15 protein-coding genes and 1 other RNA gene are annotated in these 22,115 nt (G+C 71.2%); 8 read left to right on the top strand and 8 right to left on the bottom strand.

The annotated features are described in order from the left end of the window. Positions 1-62: 62 nt before the first annotated feature. Entirely contained in the window at positions 63-1,472 is a 1,410-nt protein-coding gene (locus SS2_RS05780) for a M1 family metallopeptidase (RefSeq protein WP_169796261.1), read from the bottom strand. Beyond that, the gene (locus tag SS2_RS05785) at positions 1,469-5,593 is read right to left on the bottom strand and encodes a Pls/PosA family non-ribosomal peptide synthetase (RefSeq protein ID WP_217995568.1); all 4,125 of its coding nucleotides are present in this window, start codon (positions 5,591-5,593) and stop codon (positions 1,469-1,471) included. The genes SS2_RS05780 and SS2_RS05785 overlap by 4 nt, the downstream gene beginning before the upstream one ends. Positions 5,594-5,801: 208 nt before the next feature. Here SS2_RS05785 and SS2_RS05790 point away from each other — a divergent pair, with 208 nt between their 5' ends. The 5 genes from SS2_RS05790 (at position 5,802) to SS2_RS05810 (ending at position 13,247) form a co-directional block, all read left to right on the top strand. After that, positions 5,802-7,994 carry an NTP transferase domain-containing protein gene (locus SS2_RS05790; RefSeq protein WP_066461981.1) on the top strand — a complete coding sequence of 731 codons (2,193 nt, stop codon included), beginning with the start codon at positions 5,802-5,804 and terminating at the stop codon, positions 7,992-7,994. A gap of 44 nt (positions 7,995-8,038) precedes the next feature. Continuing rightward, positions 8,039-10,453, top strand: a complete 2,415-nt coding sequence (locus SS2_RS05795) for a glycoside hydrolase family 94 protein (RefSeq protein ID WP_066461983.1) — start codon at positions 8,039-8,041, stop codon at positions 10,451-10,453. A 207-nt stretch (positions 10,454-10,660) separates the two neighbouring features. After that, positions 10,661-11,548: a polyphosphate kinase 2 gene (gene ppk2 / locus SS2_RS05800; protein WP_083941899.1), complete on the top strand. Its 888-nt coding sequence runs from the start codon at positions 10,661-10,663 to the stop codon at positions 11,546-11,548. A gap of 9 nt (positions 11,549-11,557) precedes the next feature. Continuing rightward, a complete protein-coding gene (locus SS2_RS05805) occupies positions 11,558-12,439 on the top strand; it encodes a Nif3-like dinuclear metal center hexameric protein (protein ID WP_066461985.1) in 882 nt (293 codons plus the stop codon). A 58-nt stretch (positions 12,440-12,497) separates the two neighbouring features. Continuing rightward, positions 12,498-13,247, top strand: coding sequence for a zinc ribbon domain-containing protein (locus SS2_RS05810; RefSeq protein WP_066461987.1), 750 nt, complete (start codon positions 12,498-12,500; stop codon positions 13,245-13,247). Positions 13,248-13,395: 148 nt separating this feature from the next. On the opposite strand, the gene SS2_RS05815 is transcribed toward SS2_RS05810, so the two are convergent. Beyond that, the gene (locus tag SS2_RS05815) at positions 13,396-14,172 is read right to left on the bottom strand and encodes a YaaA family protein (RefSeq protein ID WP_066461989.1); all 777 of its coding nucleotides are present in this window, start codon (positions 14,170-14,172) and stop codon (positions 13,396-13,398) included. A 96-nt stretch (positions 14,173-14,268) separates the two neighbouring features. Here SS2_RS05815 and SS2_RS05820 point away from each other — a divergent pair, with 96 nt between their 5' ends. Beyond that, on the top strand, positions 14,269-14,655 hold the full coding sequence (locus SS2_RS05820) for a tautomerase family protein (RefSeq protein ID WP_066461991.1): 387 nt from the start codon (positions 14,269-14,271) through the stop codon (positions 14,653-14,655). Here SS2_RS05820 and SS2_RS17885 read toward each other — a convergent pair. From SS2_RS17885 to SS2_RS05835, 3 genes are all read right to left on the bottom strand, one after another. Then, positions 14,652-15,236: a hypothetical protein gene (locus SS2_RS17885; RefSeq protein WP_245643372.1), complete on the bottom strand. Its 585-nt coding sequence runs from the start codon at positions 15,234-15,236 to the stop codon at positions 14,652-14,654. The genes SS2_RS05820 and SS2_RS17885 overlap by 4 nt on opposite strands. Before the next feature lie 107 nt (positions 15,237-15,343). Further along, entirely contained in the window at positions 15,344-18,229 is a 2,886-nt protein-coding gene (locus SS2_RS18115; protein WP_066461992.1) for a glycosyl hydrolase 53 family protein, read from the bottom strand. A gap of 290 nt (positions 18,230-18,519) precedes the next feature. Further along, positions 18,520-19,065, bottom strand: a complete 546-nt coding sequence (locus tag SS2_RS05835) for an NUDIX domain-containing protein (protein ID WP_066461994.1) — start codon at positions 19,063-19,065, stop codon at positions 18,520-18,522. Between the two features lie 87 nt (positions 19,066-19,152). Here SS2_RS05835 and rnpB point away from each other — a divergent pair. Beyond that, positions 19,153-19,530: RNase P RNA component class A (rnpB, locus tag SS2_RS05840), an RNA gene on the top strand. 280 nt (positions 19,531-19,810) lie between these two features. Continuing rightward, positions 19,811-20,161 (top strand): STAS domain-containing protein, encoded by a 351-nt coding sequence (locus SS2_RS05845; protein WP_066462441.1) that lies wholly within the window; start codon positions 19,811-19,813, stop codon positions 20,159-20,161. A 193-nt stretch (positions 20,162-20,354) separates the two neighbouring features. Here SS2_RS05845 and ppgK read toward each other — a convergent pair whose 3' ends face one another. After that, the gene (ppgK, locus tag SS2_RS05850) at positions 20,355-21,140 is read right to left on the bottom strand and encodes a polyphosphate--glucose phosphotransferase (RefSeq protein ID WP_066461996.1); all 786 of its coding nucleotides are present in this window, start codon (positions 21,138-21,140) and stop codon (positions 20,355-20,357) included. Continuing rightward, positions 21,137-22,009 (bottom strand): type I methionyl aminopeptidase, encoded by an 873-nt coding sequence (gene map / locus SS2_RS05855; RefSeq protein ID WP_066461998.1) that lies wholly within the window; start codon positions 22,007-22,009, stop codon positions 21,137-21,139. Before map ends, ppgK begins: the two co-directional genes overlap by 4 nt. Between the last annotated feature and the right edge of the window lie 106 nt (positions 22,010-22,115).

A 22,115-nucleotide genomic window follows, 5' to 3' on the forward strand; every position in this document is an offset into this window, starting at 1 on the left:
CGTCGTCGGGCCGCCCGGTCACGTCCTGGCCGTGACGGTCCTGGCCGCTGGTGAACCACAGGTCAGAGTGTGGCCGGGGGGACAGAGGGCGTCGTCGTGCCCGCCGTCCCAGCTGCCCCGTCTGACTCGCCTGTCTCCCCAGCCCCAGGCAGGGCAGGCAGCGCTCGGACGTCCAGCCACGCGGTGAACAGCTCGCGCAGGCTCGCCCCCGTGACCTCCTCGGCGAGGGAGACGAAGTCCTCGGTCGTCACCGACCGGTAGGCGAAGCGTGCCACCCACTCGCGCAGCAGCCGGAAGAACGCCTCGTCCCCGATCGTCACGCGCAGCGCGTGCAGGGTGAGGGCGCCGCGCTTGTAGACCCGGTCGTCGAACATCTCGGCCGGTCCGGGGTCGCTCAGGAGCAGGTCCTGGGGGAGCGCTGCCAGACGCGCCCACTGCTCGGCGGCATGACGGGCGGCGGCCGGGCCGCCAGACTCCTGGGACCACAGCCACTCCGCGTAGCAGGCGAAGCCCTCGTGCAGCCAGATGTCGCGCCAGTGCGCCACGGTCAGGGAGTTGCCGAACCACTGGTGGGACAGCTCGTGGGCGACCAGCCGCTGGGTCTGCCAGCCGGGTGCGAGGAAGTTCGCACCGAAGATGGACAGGCCCTGGGCCTCGAGCGGGATCTCCAGGGCATCCTCGGTCACCACGACCGCGTACTCGGGGAAGGGGTAGGGCCCGAACAACCGCGTGAAGGCGTCGAGCATCTCGCCCTGGCGGGCGAAGGTGGCCGCGGCCTGGGCGGTGAGCTCGGGCGGGAAGACCAGTCGCATGCGCACCCCGCCGCCCGACGGCGCGGGCTCGGCGACGCGCTCGACGTACCGTCCGATCTGCACGGTGGCCAGGTAGGTGGCCATCGGCTCGGTCTGCTCATAGGTCCACGTCGTGGTGCTCGCCCGGCGCCGCGAGCCGGTGAGCAGACCGTTGGCCACGACGCGGTACTGCGAGGACGTGGTCACGCTCACGCGGTACGTCGCCTTGCTCGAGGGTCGGTCGTTGCACGGGAACCAGGACGGAGCGCCGTGCGGCTGGGAGGCGACGATCACGCCGTCGGCCAGCTCTTCCCAGCCGGCCTCGCCGTCCAGGCCGGGCACGGGGCGCGGGGAACCGCCGTAGGTGATCTGCGCGGTGAGCTCCTGGCCGGCAGCCAGCGGGGTGCGGGTCTTGACCACGAGCCGGCCAGGACGCTGGGAGTACTTGGCCGCGGGCGCACCGTCGACGGTCAGCCGGGTGACCCGCAGACCGTAGAGGTCGAGCGTGAACCTGCTCAGCGGGACGCGGGCGACCAGGCGCAGGGTCGCCGTGCCGGCCAGGGCGTTCGTCTCGACCGTGTAGTCCAGGGACAGGTCGTAGGACAGCACGTCGACGCTCAGGTCACCGTGCCCGGGCACGTAGGGGTCGGCTCCCGGGTCATGGCTCAGCAGCCCGCTCATGCGCGGCCCTCCGTGGGGGCCGGGCGCGCGCCAGCAGCCTCGTCCTCGACCCAGGGGCCGATCGGGTTCCCGATCCACCGGGTCTTGTCAGGCACCGACTCGCCTCTCATGACCAACGACACCGGACCCACAGTAGCGTGCCGCCCGAGGGAGGCCGCGGGCAGGATGACGCTGTTCGGCCCGAGGGTCGCGCCCTCGCGCAGCACCACCGTGTCCAGGCTCAGCGTGCGGTCGTGGAAGAGGTGGGTCTGGACCACGCAGCCCTGGTTGACGGTCGCGCCGTCGCGCAGCTCGACGAGGTCCGCCTCCGGCAGCCAGTACGTCTCGCACCACACCCCCCGCCCGATCCGCGCACCCACCGAGCGCAGCCAGACGTTGAGCACCGGGGTGCCCACGGCGATCCGGGCGAAGAAGGGCGCGGCGAGCACCTCGACGAAGGTGTCGGCCAGCTCGTTGCGCCACACGAAGGAGCTCCACAGCGGGTGGTCGGTGAGCCGCACCCGGCCCACCAGCGCCCACTTGGCGGCGGTGGTCACCGCGGCGGCGAGCGCGCCGACCACGAGCAGCAGCGCCCCGCAGACGAGGGCCGCGCCCGGCCAGCCCGCCCACTCCTGCCCGGACCCGGCGACGAGCAGCAGGACGGTGACCACGCCCAGGCAGGTGGCGGCATGGACCATGACGGGGACCAGCCGGCACACCTCGATGAGCGCACGGGCGACCCGCAGCCGGGTCGGTGGGGCGTAGGTGCGCGACTGGTCGGGCTGTGCCACGACGCGGCGCAGCCGGGTGGGCGGGCTGCCCAGCCACGAGGTCCCCGACTTCGCCTTGGTGCGCCGCGGCGCGGCTGAGAGCACCGCGACCAGGCCGCCCTTGGGGACCTTGCGGCCGGCGGCGGTCATCCCGGAGTTGCCCACGAAGGCGTGCTTGCCGATCTTCACGGTCTCGATCCGCAGCCAGCCGTTGCCGAGCTCGTACATGCCCAGCATCGTGTCGTCCGCCAGGAAGGCACCGTCGTTGACCGAGGTCAGGCACGGGATGAGGAGCACGGTCGACGCCTCGGTGTCTCGCCCGACCTGCGCGCCGAGCGCTCGCAGCCAGGCCGGGGTCAAGGAGCTGGAGTACAGCGGGAACAGCCACGTCCGCGCCTCGTCCAGGACCCGCAGGATGGACCAGGCCTGCCAGGCGCGCAGCCCCTGGACGGGGTGGATGCCGCTGGTCAGCCCCACGGACAGCGCCCGCACCAGAGCCCAGATGCTCACCGCGAGGACGACGACGGCGACGACCGTGCCCAGCGGCAGCAGCAGGAGCGCCCGCGCGGCAGCGGCGCCCACCGACCCGGCGCTGGTCGCGCCGCCCTGGCTCGCGCGGCTGCCGGCGTCGACCACCTGGTCGACGACGAGGGCGCCGGCGCCGACCACCGCGACCACCGGCAGCGCGGCGATCAGGGCTGACATGGCCGCGTAGGCCCACAGCCAGCGCGGGCGGCGGGGCGGACGGGCGGTGCGCCAGGGCCCGCGTGCCGCGCCGGCCCGCTGAGCGGGGGCACCGGACCAGAACTCGTCGTCGGGCACGGTGCCCAGGACGGCTGAGCCGGGGGCGATCTCGGCGCGGGCGCCGACCCGCGCCCCCGCGCCCAGGGTGCTGCGAGCGCCCACCCGGGCGTCGTCGCCCACCCAGACCGCGCCGATGTGCAGCACGTCGCCGTCGATCCAGTGGGCGACGAGGTCGACCTCGGGCTCGATCGAGCAGCCCGCCCCCAGGGTCAGCAGCCCGGTGACCGGGGGGATGGTGTGCAGGTCGACGTCCGGTCCGACGGTCGCGCCGAGGGCGCGGGCGTAGAAGGGCATCCACGCCGCGCCGGACAGGGTGGTCGCGCCCAGCTCGTCGACGAGTCGCTCGGCGAGCCAGAGCCGCAGGTGCACCTGCCCGCCACGCGGGTACTCACCCGGCCCGACGCCGGCAAGCAGCGCCCGGGCACCCAGCGCCGCGAGCACCATCCGTCCGTGCGGGAGGACGAGCACGGCCCAGCCGGCGGCGATCGCCCACGAGGAAGCCCGCGGCAACCACGCCACGTCCCACAGGCTCGCCACGGCTGTGCTGGCCGCTGCCAGCCACACGAGCCAGCGCAGCCCGCCGATCGTGCGCAGGGCGAGGGAGAAGACGACCTGACCCGCCTGGGTGCGGCGGGGGACCGGGCGGACCTCGGTGTTGCGGCGACCGGTGGGGACCGCCATGGCGTCGAGGGTCGCGGCGAGGGCGGCGGCGGTGGGGTGCTCGTAGACGTCGGCCACGGTCACCTCCGGGAACCGGGCGCGCAGCCGGGAGACGAGCTGGGCGGCGGTGAGGCTGCCGCCGCCGAGGGCGAAGAAGTCGTCCTCGCCCGAGGTGACGACGGCTCCCAGGATCTCCAGCCAGAGCTCCTGGAGCCAGGACTCGGTGGGGCTGGCGGGGGTGGCGGTCGGGGCGCCGGGAGCGTCCTGTGCCGGGGTGCGGCCGGAGCGGGCAGACCCGGCGCGCGACCGGGCACCCGAGGAGGCATCGGACGGGGCGTCGGACGAGGCATGGGCGGACCGCGCGGCCGGCAGCGGCCACGGCAGGGCGTCGCGGTCGATCTTCCCCGAGGTCCGGGTGGGGAGCGTGTCCACCTGGGCCAGGCGCGGCACGAGGGCGGCGGGCATCGAGGCTCGCAGCTGCGTCATCGCGGTGCTCGCGGAGAACTCGGGCGTGGTGGTGACGTACCCGACGAGGATCGTGTTGCCGGACCCGGTCGTGCGGATCGCGGCCGCGGCGCCCTCGACCCCGGGCAGTGCCAGCAGCGCGCTGTCCACCTCGCCGAGCTCGACCCGTCGTCCGCCGATCTTGACCTGGTCGTCCACACGCCCGGCGAAGACCAGCCCGGTGCCGTCGAAGGTGACCATGTCACCGCTGCGGTAGGCCCGGTCCCAGCCCAGGGTGGGCATCGGGGCGTACTTCTCCGCGTCCTTGACCGGGTCGAGGTACCGGGCGAGCCCGACGCCGCCGATGATCAGCTCGCCCGGGCTGCCGGTGGGCACCGGTTCCCCGGACGGGTCGACGACGGCCAGGTCCCAGCCGGCCAGCGGGAGCCCGATCCGCACCGGGGGCTCGGCGGTCAGCCGGGCCGCGCACGCCACCACGGTCGCCTCGGTGGGGCCGTAGGTGTTCCACAGCTCGCGGTCGGCGGTGGCCAGGCGGGCGCCGATCTCGGGCGGGCAGGCTTCCCCGCCGAGGATCACCAGTCGCACGGCGTCCAGGGCGCCCGGCGGCCACAGGGCGACGAGGGTGGGGACGGTGGACACGACGGTGATGTCGTTGGCGATCATCCACGGCCCGAGGTCCATGCCGCTGCGGACCAGCGACCGGGGAGCCGGGACGAGGCAGCCGCCGTGCCGCCAGGCCAGCCACATCTCCTCGCAGCTCGCGTCGAAGGCGACCGACAGCCCGGCCATCACCCGGTCCCCGGGGCCGAGCGGGGCGTCCTGGAGGAAGAGATGGGCCTCGGCGTCGACGAAGGCGGCGGCCGAGCGGTGGGAGACGGCGACGCCCTTGGGGGTGCCGGTCGAGCCGGAGGTGAAGATGATCCACGCGTCGTCGGTCAGGGCAGGGCCGTCCGCCGCGTCCGAGGAGGCGGGGGAGGGGAGCACGGGGGAGAGAGGCGCAGCGGACGCCCCGACCGCGACGGGGCGGCGGACGGCCACCGCGAGGTCGTTGCCGATGACCGCCGCGACGTCCGCCTCGGCGAAGACCGTGCGGGCCCGCTCGTCGGGGTCGTCGGCGTCGACCGGGACGTAGGCCGCTCCGGCCACCAGGACCGCGATGATGGCGACGTAGAGGTCGGTGGTTCCCGAGGCGATCCGCACACCGACCCGGTCCCCGCCGCCCACCCCGGCGCCGGCCAGCTCGCCCGCGAGGGCGTAGGCGGCGTCGGCGAGCTCGGCGTAGGTGAGCACCTGCGCCCCGTTGTCCAGGGCCGGTGCGTCGGGGAAGTCCTCCACGCTCTGGTGGAACACGTCCACCAGCGTGCGCGGCGGCGGGGCGTCGCCCGAGCGCAGCAGCGCAGCCGGGACGCGGGGAGGCGGGACGGGGTCGCCGGCGGTGTTCACGGACAGACCATGCCCCCTGTCGATGAATCGCACATGAACGGCGGGTGTCCCTCAAGGGAGGCAGGTGGCCCGCCCGTGCGCCTGCCCCCAGAGTCGCACGCGGGGTGCGTCCCCGCCACGTCTGCCCTCGCGCGCGCGAGGCCTGTTCATCCGGGAGAAAGATCGGTAGGGTTACTAACAAACGTGCAGCGCAGACGAGTGAGGAACTATGGCCCAGCAGCAGTCCGCCCCGTCCACGATCGACCGAGGCACCGCCATCGTGCTCGCTGCCGGGGCCGACGACGCCTCGCGCGCGCTCCTCGAGCGCCCCCTCGGGGACAGCACCGTCGCCGGGCTGGCGGTGGCCACCGTCCGCCAGATGTTCGCCCCCGAGCGCATCATCGTCGTCGTGGCCGCGGGGGACACCACCCTGCCCGCCCTTCTCGGAGACGACCTCACCTACGTCGAGCAGACCGAGCCGCTGGGCACCGGGCACGCGGCGGGCGTGGCCCGCGACGCGGTCCCGGCGGACACCGACGTCGTCCTCGTCGCCTACGCCGACACCCCGCTGCTGCGCCCGGACTCCCTGCGCGGGCTGGTCAACCGGCACCAGCTCAAGCAGGCCGACTTCTCCCTCCTCACAGCCGTCGTCGACCAGCCGCTGCCCTACGGGCGGATCGAGCGGGACGAGACCGGCCGGATCCGGGCGATCGTCGAGGTCGAGGACCTCGACGCCGGGGACGCGGCGATCCACGAGATCAACGTGGGCGCCTACGTCGCCGCGCCGTCGGTCCTCTTCGCCCAGATCGACGCCCTCGCTGAGGCCGGGGAGCACCGCCTGACCGAGATCGCCCAGCGCTTCCTCGACGCCGACGACGTCATCGTGTCCTACCAGATCTACGACACCGACGAGGTCCAGGGCATCAACACCGAGGCCGAGCTCGCCCTCGCCGCGGACATCGTGCTCGAGCGTCTCTTCGTGCCCACCAAGAACACCGACACCTCCATCCACTTCGGCACCGGCGGCTGGCGTGCGGTCATCGGGGAGGGGTTCACGCTGGGGAACCTGCGCCGGCTGTGCCAGGCCATCGCCAACGAGGCCACCCGCAAGGGGATCGACCACCAGGGCGTGGTCATCGGCGGCGACCGCCGGTTCCTGTCCCGGGAGTCGGCCGAGGCCGCCGCGGAGGTCTTCGCCGGCAACAACATCTCCGTCCTGCTCCTGCCCGACGACGTCCCCACGCCCTTGGTGACCTTCGCCGCGCCCTACACCGGCTCGGCCTACGGGATCATCATCACCTCCTCCCACAACCCCCCGGAGTGGAACGGCGTCAAGGTGTTCCGCGCCGACGGCTCCCTGCCCCTGGACGACGAGACCGACCGCTTCCAGGACGAGGCGAACGCGCTGCGCGTCGACGAGGTCATCACCCTCGACCTGCACCTGGCCCGCAAGGCCGGCATGGTCGTGGACCGGGCGCTGACCGAGCCGTACATCGACGCGATCGAGAAGATCATCGACGTCGATGCCGTGCGCGGCTCGGACCTGCGGGTCATCGTCGACCCGATGTACGGCACCTCTCAGCTCACGCTGGGCACCATCCTCAACGACATGCGGGTGCGCGCGGAGTTCATCCACGGTGCCCACAACCCGCTCTTCGGCGGCCACGCGCCGGCCCCTGACCTGCAGCGTCTGACCAGCCTCATCGGCATGATCACCAACGGCAAGGGTGCCTACGACCTGGGCATGGCCACCGACGGCGACTCCGACCGCATCGGGATCGTCGACGAGACCGGGGAGTACATCTCGACCAACGACCTCCTGCTCCTGCTCTTCTGGTACCTGCACGAGGTCCGCGGCGAGAAGGGCGGCGTGGTCCGCAACATCGCGACCACCCACCTGCTCGACCGCCTCGCCCGGCACTTCGGCGAGGAGTCCCGCGAGGTCAAGGTCGGCTTCAAGCACGTCACCGCCGGCATGGAGGAGATCGGCGCGGTGCTCGGCGGAGAGTCCTCGGGCGGGTTGACCGTCCGTGGCTGGATCCTGGGTAAGGACGGCATCTTCGCCTGTGCGCTCGTCGTCGAGATGCTCGCCGTGACCGGGAAGCGCATCTCCGAGCTGCGCGCGATGATCTACGAGATCACGGGCCGGCTGTACACCCTCGAGGCCGGGGTCCCGGCGACACCCGAGATGCGCGTGGCCGTGCCGCGGCGACTGGCCGCGGACCCGCTGACCGCCGTCGGGCCGTACGCGGTGGTGGGCATCGACCACACCGACGGCACCAAGATCCTGCTCGAGAACGACAACTGGGCGCTGCTGCGCTTCTCCGGGACCGAGCCGGTGCTGCGCATGTTCGTCGAAGCCGACTCGCCCGAGAAGGCGAGCGAGCTCCTCGACTGGCTCAAGGGCTTCGTCACCGCCTGACCCCTCATCCCCGACCACCCTCACGGACAGGATCGACCCCTCCCATGAAATACGGCTACTTCGACACCGCCGTCGACGAGTACGTCATCACCCGCCCCGACGTCCCGGTGTCGTGGACGAACTACCTCGGCACCAAGAACCTGTGCACCGTGCTCTCCCACACCGGAGGCGGGTACTCCTACTACAAGAGCGCCCAGCAGGGCCGCATCACCCGGTTCCGCCCCAACGGCGTCCCGCTGGACCGCCCGGGCCACTACGTCTACCTGCGCGACAACGCCGACGGCGACTTCTGGTCCGTGTCCTGGCAGCCGGTCGGCAAGCCGCTCGACGGGCCGGGCGCCGCAACCTACACGACCAGGCACGGCATGGGATACACCCGCTTCGAGTCGTCCTACAAGGGCATCGACGCCTCCCAGACCGTCTTCATCCCCCTCGACGACGACGTCGAGCTGTGGGACACCCAGGTGACCAACACCTCCGACGAGGTCCGCGAGCTCACCGTCGGCTCGTACGTGGAGTTCAGCTTCCACACCATCACCATCGACAACCAGAACCTGCAGATGTCGCTGTACTCCTCGGGGTCCAGCTACGCCGACGGGATCATCGAGTACGACTTCTTCTACGAGCCGTGGACCTTCCACTTCTTCACCTCCTCCCAGGAGCCGTCCTCCTACGACACGCTCCGGGACAACTTCATCGGCCCCTACCGCAGCGAGTCCAACCCCATCGCGATCGAGCGCGGGCACGGCACCAACCAGTCGGCCACCACGCAGAACCACTGCGGATCCCTCCAGCACACGATCACGCTGGCGCCGGGGGAGACCACGCGTCTGGTCTACATGCTCGGCTACGGCTCGCGCGACGGCGCCGGGCGCACGATCCAGGCCAAGTACACCGACCTGGCCACGGTCGACGCCGAGCGTGCCCGGCTGCGCGAGCACTGGCAGGCCAAGCAGGCCAAGCTCTCGATCAGGACCCCGCACGAGGGCATGAACACGATGATCAACACCTGGACGCTGCTCCAGGCCGAGACCTGCGTGCAGTGGTCGCGCTTCGCGTCCTTCGTCGAGGTGGGCGGGCGCAACGGCCTGGGCTACCGCGACACCGCACAGGACGTCATGAGCGTCATCCACACCAACCCGGTCAAGACCCGCCAGCGGATCCTGGAGCTGCTGCGCGCCCAGGTCTCCTCCGGCTACGGCCTGCACCTCTTCGACCCGGTCGCCTTCGACCCCGACGCCGAGAAGCTCCCGGACATCCCGTCGCCGACCATCGTGCCCACGCCGTCCATGGACGACCTCATCCACGGCCTCGAGGACACCTGCTCCGACGACCACCTGTGGCTCGTCTCCTCGATCGTGGAGTTCGTCAAGGAGACCGGCGACATCGCCTTCCTCGACGAGGTCATCCCCTACGCCGACGGCGTGCCGGCCACGGTCTACGACCACCTCAAAGCCGCACTGGACTTCTCCGCCGCGCAGATCGGTCCCAACGGCGTCGCCCTCGGGCTGCGCGCGGACTGGAACGACTGCCTCAACCTCGGCGGCGGGGAGACGTCCCTGGTGACCTTCTTGCATGCCTGGGCCATCCAGGCCTTCCTCGAGCTCGCCCGGCCGCTGGGCCGCACCGAGGACGTCGCCCGCTACGAGGCCGAGCTGGCCCGCATCGCCGACGTCGCCGACACCCAGCTGTGGGACGGGGACTGGTGGATCCGCGGGTACACCCGCGACGGCGTGAAGATCGGCTCGGCGGAGAACGACGAGGGCAAGATCTTCCTGGAGCACCAGGCGTGGCCGGTCATCGCCGGGATCACCACCCAGGAGCGCGGGGAGACGTCGATGAACTCCGTGCGTGAGCTGCTCGGCTCGGAGTACGGCAGCCACCTCAACTGGCCGGCCTTCACCAAGGTCGACGACACCATCGGCTTCGTCACGCGGGTGTACCCCGGGATCAAGGAGAACGCCGCGATCTTCTCCCACCCCAACGCCTGGCCGATCATCGCCGAGGCGATGCTCGGGCGCGGCGACGAGGCGGTCGCCTTCTACGACTCGGTGCTGCCGTACAACCAGAACGACAACATCGAGGTGCGCGGGGCCGAGCCCTACGCCTACGTCCAGTTCCTCTACGGCCGTGACCACGAGTGGTACGGCAAGGCGCAGAACCCCTGGCTGACCGGGACCGCGGGGTGGATGTACACCGCCGCGACCAAGTACATCCTCGGGGTGCGCCTGAGCCTGGACGGCCTGATCGTCGACCCGGCGATCCCCACAGCCTGGGACGGCTTCGAGATGCGCCGGGAGTGGCGCGGAGCCGTCTACCAGATCGAGGTCCGCAACCCCGAGCACGTGTCCTCGGGGGTCGTGAGCATCACCGTCGACGGTGCGGACCACCCGCTCGGTCAGCCCATACCGGCACAGCCAGAGGGCTCCGAGGTCACTGTCGTGGTGACCCTGGGCTGACCGTGACCAGCTCCGGCGCCGGCAGCGTGACCTGCTGGCACCGGAGCCGCACCTGCCCGACGGCGGAGGACGTCGGGCAGGTGTGCCCTCACCCGTGACGCCGGTGTGTCGGCCGTCGCCCGGTGCGCGCCCGGGCGAAGGTATTTAATGGAGCCCACGAGCGCCGTCGCACGTGACCTGGCGCCGCCGAGCCAGGGAGCTGCCCCGATGTCGAAGACCGCTGACACCACAGGGAACGCCGCGACTGCCACCGACAGCGGGGAGGTCGCGGTCGGTGACGCGGAAGCGGCCGGGCGCACGCTGTCCAAGCTCCCCAAGGACGTCTACGAGGCGGAGCTCGTGCGCCTGCAGGCCGAGCTCGTCGAGCTCCAGGAGTGGGTCAAGGCCACCGGCGCGCGCGTCGTCGTGATCTTCGAGGGGCGCGACGCCGCCGGCAAGGGGTCCGCGATCAAGCGCGTCACCCAGTACCTCAACTCCCGCCACGTGCGCGTCTCCGCCCTGCCCGCACCGACCGAGCGGGAGAGGTCACAGTGGTACTTCCAGCGGTACATCGCCCACCTGCCGGCTGCGGGGGAGATCGTGCTCTTCGACCGCAGCTGGTACAACCGCGCCGGGGTCGAGCACGTCATGGGGTTCTGCACCCCGGCGGAGTACAAGCGGTTCATGGCCCAGTGCCCGGTGTTCGAGCAGCTGCTCATCGATGACGGCATCATGCTGCGCAAGTACTGGTTCTCGGTCTCCGACGAGGAGCAGGAGAAGCGGTTCGCCTCCCGCAAGGACGACCCGATGCGCCGGTGGAAGCTGTCCCCGATGGACCTGGAGTCGATCACCCGCTGGGAGGACTACTCCCGGGCCAAGGACGACATGTTCACCCACACCGACACCCCGAGCTCGCCGTGGTTCGTCGTGGAGAGCGACGACAAGAAGCGGTCGCGGATCAACATGATCTCCCACCTGCTCTCTTCCATCCCCTACGAGAGCGTCCTGCAGCCCACGATCGACCTGCCCGAGCGCCCCGCCTCGACCGGCTACCGGCGCACCGAGCGGAGCCTGCAGACCTACGTCCCCGACCACGCGTCCACGCTGGTCGGCTAGTCTGCGACCGTGAACCCAGCACCGACCCTGTCCCGTGTCGTCGCCCTGCTCGAGGCGCGCTACCCGCCGTCCACCGCCGAGGACTGGGACGCCGTCGGGCTGGTGACCGGTGACCCGGCAGCGCCGGTGCGCAAGGTGCTCTTCGCGGTCGACCCCGTCGCCGCGGTCGTCGACGAGGCGGTCGTCTGGGGCGCAGACCTGCTGGTCACCCACCACCCGCTGCTGCTGCGCGGGGTGCACTCGGTCGCGGCCGGCACCCTCAAGGGGCAGCCGGTGCACACCCTCATCACCTCCGGCTGCGCGCTCTTCGCCGCCCACACCAATGCCGACGCCGCAGTGCGCGGGGTCGCCGAGGCCCTGGCCGACGTCCTCGGCCTGGTCGAGACGAGCCCGCTCGAACCCACTCCGGGCGCAGGCCCTGGTGTGGGCCTGGGCCGGGTGGGTCGCCTGGGCGTCCCCACGACGCTGGGTGCCTTCGCCGAGCTCGTCGCCGCAGCGCTGCCTGAGACGGCGCAGGGCATCCGGGTCGCCGGGGACCTCGACGCGCAGGTCTCCACGGTCGCGGTGCTCGGCGGCTCGGGCGACTCTCTCCTCGGTGCGGCTCGGGCGAGCGGGGCAGACGTGTACGTCACCTCCGACCTCAAGCACCACGCGGTCTCCGACGCCCGCGAGCAGGCCGCCCTCGACGCCGTCGCGGCCGGTCGGCCGGCGCGGGACGGACGCCCGTTCCTCGTCGACACCGCGCACTTTGCCAGTGAATGGCCGTGGTTGGCCTACGCCGCCGCGGACCTCGTGCACGACCTGGCTGCCGACGGCACTACGGTTGAGACCAGAGTCAGTACTGTGAGAACCGATCCTTGGACCGCGCGGGTCGCGCGAGCCGAGGTCTGAGGCCTCGCGGCGCTGCGCCCCCGCACCCCACCGCACCTCCTGTGAAAGGACACCACCTGTGACCAAGGCACCCGTCGAGGACCAGCGTCGACTCTTGGATGTCCAAGCGCTCGACACCCGCCTCCAGCAACTTGCGCACCGACGCAAGAACCTGCCGGAGCTGGCTCGGGTCGCCGAGATCGACGCCCAGCTGGCCGATCTCAACACCGCGCTCGTCGCCTCCCGCACCGCCGCGAGCGACCTGCGCCGCGAGCTCGCCAAGGCCGAGGCCGACGTCGAGCAGGTCCGTTCCCGGGCGACCCGCGACCAGACCCGCCTGGACTCCGGGGCGGTCAGCGCCAAGGACGCCCAGGCGCTGGTCAACGAGCTGGAGTCGCTCTCCCGACGCCAGGGCCTGCTCGAAGAGGTCGAGCTCGAGGTCATGGAGCGCCTGGAGGCGCACGAGGACACCCTGGCCAAGCTCGACGAGGCGAACCAGAAGACCCTCGACGCCCGGGCCGCCGCCGTGGCTCAGCTCGATGCCGTCTTCGCCGAGATCGACGCCGAGGCCGCCACGGTCGCCACCGAGCGTGCCGCCGCCGTCGCCGGTCTGGACGCCGCGCTCGTCGCCCTCTACGAGAAGGTCCGTACCCACCTGGGTGGGCAGGGCGCCGCCGCCCTGCGCGCCGGACGGTGCGACGGCTGCCGCCTCGACCTGGATCAGACCGCGATCGAGGCCATCCGGGCCCAGCCCGCCGACGAGGTCGTGCGCTGCGAGGAGTGCGGACGCATCCTCGTCCGCATCCCCGAGAAGCGCGTCACGGAGTAACCCCTCCCCCCGGAGACCGCAGTCCGGTCTCCACCGAGCTCCAGCATCCGGTGAGGTCGTCTGTTGGGTGCGAGGTCGTCTGTTCAGACAGACGACCTCGCACCTGAGAGACGACCTCGCTGGCGTTCGGGAGTGAGGTGGGTCCGGGTCAGGCGACGACGAGCTCGAGGGTGGCGGCGCCGTGCTTGCCCTCGAGGAGCGTGGCGTCCAGCAGGGATGTACCGACGAGCTCGTGGGCGGCCTTGTAGAGGTCTTCGGCGCTGCGCGGCTCGGCGCCCTCCCGCGTGAGCAGGTGACGGGTGAGCACGCCGCGCGTGTGCTTGGCGTTGTGGGAGACGACCGAGCGCTTGCCGTCGAGCTCGCGCAGCACCCGCACGCTCACCCAGTCCGTGCCCTTCGCCGGCTTCCACGCTGCCAGGTACGCGGCCGAGCGGCAGTCGACGACGACGTCGCCGCTGGCCCGCGGGGCCAGGACGGCCTCCAGCAGCGGACGCCAGGAGGCCGCGAGCGGACCCACACCCGGCAGGTCGGTGCCCATGGACAGCCGGTAGGCCGGGATGGCGTCCGCAGGGCTGACCGCTCCCCACAGCGCCGAGACGGTCCGCACGCTCGCTGCAGCCAGCTCGGCCTGGGCGGGGGAGAGGTCGTCGAGGCCCGCCGCCGCGTAGAGCACCCCGGTGTACACCTGCGCGGCAGGGGCCGCGGGTTCGGTGTCCAGGCGGGTGTTGCGCGCGACGTCATCGGCCAGGCTGGGGCCGACCCCCAGCGTGGTCAGCGCATCGCGGCGGGCGCTGGCGCGGGCGAGCGCCCGCAGGACCGTGGCCCGGTGACGGGTGAGCGAGGGGCCGCTGAGCGCGGCCAAGTCGACGGGGCTGCCGGCGGTCGCGGGAGTCTTGCCTTCGGACGGGGGCAGCAGGATGAGCACGGGGCAAGTCTAGGCGGGGGCGCGCCGGCCACGCTGTGAGCCCCGTCTCGGAGCAGGCGTTGCGCAGCGGGGGAGCCGGGGCTAGGTTCGTCCATCATGGGCCAGTTCAAGGTGTATGGCAGGCGATCCGAGTGGCTCGACCGGCGCGAGGCGCTGAGCGACCACCTGCATGCGGCCCTGGTCAACGCGTGGCACTATCCGCCGGAGAAGCGCTTCCAGCGCTTCCTGTGGCTGGAGGACGACGACCTCGTCGCCCCCGGACGCGGCCCGGGGTACCTCGTCATCGAGCTCGTGGCCTTCAGCGGGCGGTCCCCGGAGGCCAAGCGCGAACTCGTCCGCCAGGTCTACGACCGCGTGTGCGGCGCCTTCGACCTGCCGGTGGACGACCTCGAGCTGGTGATCCTGGAGAGCCCGCGGTCGAGCTGGGGGATCCGCGGCATGGGCGGGGATGAGCTGACGCTGGGGTACGAGGTGGACGTCTAGTAGTACGTGGGCATCTCGTCGGTGGGCAGGACCTGCACCACGTCGAGGTCCGGCGTCGCCAGGAGCGCGTCGACGGCGGGCTGGCTCGCGGCGATCACGGCCCAGTGCGGGTCGACGTCGTGCGTGAAGCACCAGGCGTGGTCGGCTGGCCACGCGAAGGCGGGAGGCGCGTCGCCGGGCTGACCCCACGGCTCTCCCCAGTGGTCGATGTCAGCCACCTGCCCCCGGTGCAGCGCGAAGCTCCTGATGGGTGACTGAGGCGGGATGTCGACGAGTGGCCATCCGGGTGGGAGCCCAAGGTCTTCGTAGCCGTCCCAGCGGCAGAAGTAGGCCTCGGACGGCGTCGTGGTGAATGCCACGAGCACGTGAAGGGCGTGCTGGACGCGACTGACGTGGGTGGGGTGATCTGGATCTCTCACCACCGGTTCTGACTGACCGGGTGCGGTGGGGTCAGGGAGGAACCGCAGCCGGGCGTAGGCCGGGAAACCGTCGGGGCCGACGCTGATGAGGCGGTCGCTGTCCTCCTGCGAGTCGACGAGCCAGGTGGAGGGTGACAGGTCTGAGCACGGCTGAAGTCCCATCACGCGACCCTACAAGCGACTGGTCGCATGGGCTGGCCGACGGACCGAGGCCGAGGCCCCAGGGTGCGTGCCCCGGGCCTCGGCCTCCGTCCTCCTACGTGCTGGCGCTACTGCGCGTCGCTGCTGACGGCGCGTCGGCGGCGCACGACGAGGACCGTCCCCGCAGCGAGGAGCAGCATCGTCGCCATGACTGCGGCGAGCACGTCAGCGCCGGTCTCTCCCAGCGCCTGGGCTGTGACCGTCGGTGCGGTCGCCGTCGGGCCCGTCCCGGTGCTCACCGAGCCCGCCGGGCCGGGACCCGCCGGAGGGGTGGCTGCGGGGAGGACCTGGATCTGCGCCGAGGCGAGGATCGTGCCGGTGAGGTCACGCACCTGGATGTGGTGGGTGCCGGCGGTGAGGGTGGCTGGGATCCGGACAGTGGCCGTCGCCGCCCCGTCGGTGACAGGCACCGTGGCGAGACGCTGGTAGGAGCTGGCGACGCCGATCTCGATCTCGGGGAGGTCGAGGCCGGTCACGCTGACGGTCACCTCACCGCCGGCGGTGATCGAGCCGATGCCGAGAGTCAGCACCGGACCGGCCGGAGTGCCCGGCCCGGGGGCCTCGGCCGCGGTGACGGTGATCGCCGTGGTGGCAGTGCGCCCCTGGTAGAACGCCGTCAGGTCCCGGGTGCCCGGTGCCGTCAGGTCAGGAACCGTGATGGTCGCCTGCTCGGTGACGTCGACCGTGCTCGCGTCGGAGTACGTCGCGGTCACTGCGAGCCCGCTCGGGTCGAAGGTGTCCCCGACCGTGTACGTCGTGCGGGTCGGCGGGGTCATGGTGATCGAGACGAGGTCAGCAGGCACGGTGACCAGGCTGGCCTCGGCGGTGGTGATCAACGCGGTCGCGGCGTCGGCCTCGGCCTGGGTGGCGCGGGAGCCGGCGAGGACGACGGCTCCGGTTTCCACAGCGAGGTCGAGGGCGTCGAGGGACTGCTCGGTGTAGAGCGAGCGGTCGATCGCCTGGGCGGCGGTGACTGCTGCCTGCAGGGCCGCGGTGTCGGCGGCCGGATCCTCGACCCGGGTCAGGCGGAGGTCGTCGATGTTGCCCCATGCGCCGGCACTCAGCGTGAAGGACGCTGCGACGGTGACGAGGCCGTCGCCGCCCACCACGACATCGTCGGTCGTGGCTGTGGAGTAGAGCTGCCACCCGTTGAGGGTGATGGGTGCGGTGGACTCCGCGCCGCCGGAGGTGGCGCTCAGCGTGAGGGTGTCGGTCGGCCCGGCCAGTGCGCCGTGGCTGGTCGCGGAGAGCCGGTAGGTGCCGGCGGGGACGCCGGTGAGGGTCTGCGCGACGGCGAAGGAGTAGCTGCTCCCCAGCCAGAACTTCAGCGACATGGCACCGTCGAAGGCATCGGGGTCCTTGGTGACGGCCGCCCCGGAGCCGCTGATCGTCCACATGGACAGGTCGGCGTCCTCGAAGCTGGGGTTGCGGACCGGGTTGACCGCGGTGACCGTGACGGTCGCGGTGACGGCCATGCCGCTGTCGGTGGTGCCGGTGATCGTGTAGGTGCCAGGACCGCGGATCCAGTCGACCGAGCTGCGCCAGGTCACCGGGTGCGCCTCGACGGCTCCGTCGTTGAAGGTCACCCGCACGGTGCGGGGAAGCGTGGGAGCAGCCCCGTCGCTGACGGTGAGGGTGACCGCCTCGACGTCGGTCACCTCACGCGGCGCCGTGGCGCCGGTGCGGGCGTACTGGAAGACCCGCAGCGACTCCAGCGGGTTCCCTGTGGCGTCGAACAGCGCCTGGTTGTCCCAGGCGGACCCGCCGAACCACTTCCCGGCGTCCTCCGGGTCGTACTCGTCGGCGTAGCTCGAGGCCCAGCCGGAGCCGTCACGCTCCCAGAGGGCCGAGTTCTCGGCGAGGTTGGCCGGCGGGCCCACCGGGAGCCAGGCCGGCTCCCAGTAGAAGACACCCAGACCGGCGGGGCCGACGTCGGTCACGGCCTCCATGACGTCGCGCACCGCGGTGGCCTGCCCCTGGACGCTGGACGGGTACTGGTTGAAGCCCGACGCCGGCTTGATGACGTTCTCGTGCCCGTCGCCGTCGGCGAGCGTGTAGTTCCAGGACGTCTCAGCGACCATGACCTCTTTGTCGTAGGTGGTCGCCACGGTCGACAGGACGGAGGTGAGGTTGCTCAGCGACCCGTGCCAGAAGGGATAGTAGGAGCTGGCGAAGACGTCGTAGTCGACCTTGTAGGTGTCGAGGTTCTTGGCGATCGATGCGTAGGAGCCAGCCCGCTCGGGGTTGGTGAAGTGGACGGCGACGAGGGCGTCGGGGTAGACGGCGCGCACGGCCGTGCTGCCGGCGTTGAAGATCTGCGACATGTTCGCGAAGCCGGTCACCCCGGCGACACCGTTGTTCGTCTCGTTGCCCACCTGGACAATGCCGACGTCGACGCCGGCGTCCTTGAGGCGGGTGAGGGACTCGGCGGTGAACGCCTGCGTCGCGGTCGCCTTCTCTGCGACGGTCATGGCAGACCAGGCCTTGGGTGCCTTCTGCTTGGCCGGGTCGGCCCAGAAGTCGGAGTAGTGGAAGTCCACGAGCAGCTTCATGCCGTGGGCGGTGGCGCGCTTGCCGATCGCGACCGCGGCGGCGATGTCGTTGTCGCCGCCTCCGTAGCCGTTGCCCGCGGCGTCGAAGGGGTCGTTCCAGACCCGGACCCGGACGTAGTTGACGTCGGCTGACTCCAGGACGTCGAAGACGTCCGCAGTCTGGCCGTCCCAGTCACGGAAGGCGACGCCGCTCTTCTCCAGCGCGAGGATCGAGGAGATGTCCACGCCGTTGATGAAGTCGGCGGGCAGGTCCTCGACCTTGTCGATGACGATCCCGGCCTGAACGGGCCCGGTGGCGTCGTCGGCCAGGGAGGGGGTGGTCAGCAGGGGGGTGAGGAGCACGGCGGCGGCGGTCGCCGTCGCCGCGAGCCTCAGGGGCAGGCGTGATCGTGCTGGGGGCATCAGGTCGATTCCTCTCGAGCGTCATTGTTCGACAGTGCGCCAGGCGCTGGTCCATGCCGACCGGTCGGGTGCGGGACGGCTGTCATCTATGACAGGTCGAGCGCTGGTTCTGGTGGACTGTACACGCTCCCAGGATTCCGTGGACCAAAAACTGAGCCTGCAGAACGAATCTGTGTGGCACCCGACGCGATGGCTCAGTCCAAGACTGTGCACGCGCACAGTCATGGCCGCGCCGGAGGGCCTGTGGCACTCGTCTCGTGAGGAGCGGGCGAGGTGTGTGACTGAGTCGGCTAGGAGATGCGCCCGAGCTCGATGGCCGCACACATGAGCGCGGCGACGGTCTCGCCGTCGACGATGGACCCGTCCTTGATGAGACCCAGTGCCTGCGGCCACGGCACGCGACGCAGGCCCACGATGCCTTCCTCCGCCTGCTCGTGCGCCTCGCCGGAGTCGCGCAGACCGCGCGCGAGGAAGATGTGCTCGGGGGCGTGGCACACGCCGTTGAGCGCCATGAGGTTGCCGATGCGCTCCCAGGAGTCGGCGACCAGCCCGGTCTCCTCGCGCAGCTCACGCTGTGCGGCCAGGAGCAGGTCCTCCCCGTCCGAGCCGCCTGCGGGGATCTCGAGGGAGACGCGTCCGGTCGTGTACCGCTCGACCTCGACCAGGACGATCTCGTCGGCGTCGGTGACCGGGACGATGAAGACGGCGGGGTTGCGCATCTCGACCACGCCGTAGATGCCGTCCGAGCCGTCGGGGCGCTCGACGGTGTCCTCGCGGACCCGGATCCAGGGGTTCTCGTAGACGACGGAGGACGAACGGGTCTGCCAGGTTGCCATGCGGTTCATCCTCGCACGACCTCCGCTGGCGCTCGCGGACAGGGGGCCTGCCGGCCGCTCGGCGTCCCGTATCCTTGGACACGCGGATGAGTTGGCTAGACGGCCGCGTCAGGGCTCCGGCCCTGCCGAGGAACGTCCGGGCTCCACAGAGCAAGGTGGTGGGTAACGCCCACCCGGGGTGACCCGCGGGACAGTGCCACAGAGAACAGACCGCCGGGGCGCTTGCGCATCCGGTAAGGGTGAAACGGTGGTGTAAGAGACCACCAGCGTGCCGGGTGACCGGCGCGGCTAGGTAAACCCCACCTGGAGCAAGGTCAGACAGAGTGTGTTCGAGGGCTGCTCGCCCGAGCACTCGGGTAGACCGCTAGAGGCGTGCGGCAACGTACGTCGTAGATGGATGGTCGTCGCCTGCGCGTGGGTAACTGCGTGTGGGAACAGAACCCGGCGTACCGGCCAGCTCATCCGCACTCACCACTCACCACCCAGGCCACGGCGCCTGCGGTGCCTCCGGCGACGGCGCCCACGGCGCCTCCGACGTGCCGTCCTCTGGGGTGACTGAGTCAGGCCGGCCCGGTGACGCAGTCCCCGGCTGTTGAACGCGCAACTAAAGTATTGGCTTGGTCAAGATATTGCCAAGGTCAGCGGCGTCTGCCTAGACTGAAAACGAGAGGCACGGCGAGTTGACCCATTTGGCGGTCTTCGTTCGGGGGCGTGTCTCGAAGCACGCGAGAGCGGAGTGGCGGACATGCTAGGTGCACAACAGTCAGGGGCGCCGATCGGCGGTATCAGCCTGGCCGAAGAACAGAGCCACTCTGTGGTCGACATGTGGGGCGAGATCGACGGCGCGTTGCGCCCTGAGGCGAGCGCCGCGTTGGCGTGCGCGCTCGACCGCGACCTTCCGGTCGTCATCGACACGTCGCGGGTGACGTTCATCGACTCGACCGGCATCGCCTTCCTCGTGCAGTTCTACACGATCGGGCGCGAAGAAGGGCTCGAGGTCACCCTCCGCAACCCGCCGACCGTCGTCAGCGACGTGCTGGCGATGCTCGGCGTGGACGAGTTTCTCGGAACCGTGCCGTTGACGCCTGTCCGCTAGTCCCAGGCTGGTCACACAGGCCGGTCCTGCGCGGCCCGTCCCACCGGGCTGGCCCTGCTGGCTGGCTCAGCCCGGTCCCACCAGCGCACCGCGGTCCCACCAACGCACTGCGGTCCCACCAACGCAACGCGGTCCCACCAGCGCATCTGCGCCGGTGGGACCGTTGTTCGTTGATGGAGGCTCTCGCGAGCCGTCAGCGCTCGCCGGCCGCCAACGACGCCGCTCCCACGATCCCGGCAGCGTTGCGCAGGGTGGCGGGGATGATCGGCGCCCGCAGCTTCAGCAAGGGCAAGTACTTCTCGTGGTGCTTGCTCACCCCGCCGCCGACGACGATGAGGTCGGGGGAGAAGAGGTACTCGATCGTCTCGAAGTAGCGCTGCAGGCGCTGGGCCCACTGCTCCCAGGAGAGGTCCTCACGAGCCTTGGCGCTCTCCGCCGCCCGGCTCTCGGCGTCGTGCCCGTCGATCTGCAGGTGGCCGAGCTCGGTGTTGGGCACCAGGTGCCCGTCCACGAGCAGGGCGCTGCCGATGCCCGTGCCGAGGGTGGCCACGAACACCACACCGTCCACGCCTCGGGCCGCCCCGTAGGTGGCCTCGCCCACACCGGCGGCGTCGGCGTCGTTGACGCCGACCACCCGGCGGTTCAGCGCGGAGGAGACGACCTCGTCGAGGTTGACCCCCGCCCAGGACTGGTCGAGGTTGGCGATCGAGGGCACGAGGCCGTGCAGGATCGGTGCGGGGAAGGCGACCCCGACCGGGGTGTCAGAGGGCAGGTCGAAGCTGTCCACCAGCTCGGCGATGACGGCGGTCACCGCCTCCGGCGTGGACCCGCGAGGGGTGGGGATGCGCAGGCGGTCGGCGGCGAACTCACCCGTGCTCAGGTCGACCGGAGCGCCCTTGATGCCGCTGCCTCCCACGTCGATGCCGAAGGCGTGGTGCTTCCCGTGATCGTGCTTGCTGTGATCGTGGTGTTTGCTCATGGCAGGGTCAGGATCTCCGCTCCGGTCTCGGTGACGACGAGGGTGTGCTCGAACTGTGCCGTGCGGCGACCGTCAGCGGTGACGACGGTCCAGCCGTCGTCCCACATGGTCCAGTCGGTCGTGCCCAGCGTGAGCATGGGCTCGATGGTGAACACCATGCCCGGCACGATCACTGTGTCGTAGGCGGGCGCGGCGTCGTAGTGGGGGATGACCAGGCCGGAGTGGAAGGCCTCTCCGACCCCGTGACCGGTGTAGTCGCGGACGGTCCCGTAGCCGAAGCGGTCCGCGTACTTCTCGATGACCCGGCCGATGACGTTGACCTCACGCCCGGGCTTGACGGCCTTGATCGCCCGGTTGAGCGCCTCCCGGGTCCGCTCGACCAGCAGCGCGGACTCCTCGTCGAGCTCGCCGACGCCGAAGGTCGCGTTGTTGTCACCGTGCACGCCGCCGATGAAGGCGGTGATGTCGATGTTGACGATGTCACCGTCGAGCAGGACGGTGGAGTCGGGGATGCCGTGGCAGATGACCTCGTTGATCGAGGTGCACAATGACTTGGGGAACCCGCGGTACCCGAGGGTGGACGGGTAGGCGTGGTGGTCGAGCAGGAACTCGTGACCGATGCGGTCCAGCGCGTCAGTGGTCACACCGGGGGCGACGTGCTTGCCGACCTCCTCCAGCGCCTGCGCCGCGATCCGCGACGCCACCCGGATGCGGTCGATGACCTCCGGGGCGACGACGTCGCTGCCCTCGTAGGGCGCGGGGATCTTCTTGCCGACGTACTCGGGGCGGGGGATCGACGCGGGGACGCTCAGGACGGGGCTGACGGTTCCCGGGGTGAGCGAGGGGCGGAGCGCGGGCGCGGAAGACATAGGTGCAGTCTACGGACTTGGTCGTGCACGCGTCCGCCGAGCCGTGCGTCGGCCGTGGTCGTGGAACGATGGAGGTGTCTGCGGCCGTCGCCGACGCCGCGCCAGA

Source organism: Sanguibacter suarezii NBRC 16159, assembly GCF_001552735.1.
In the GTDB taxonomy this organism is placed as follows: Bacteria; Actinomycetota; Actinomycetes; order Actinomycetales; family Cellulomonadaceae; genus Sanguibacter; species Sanguibacter suarezii.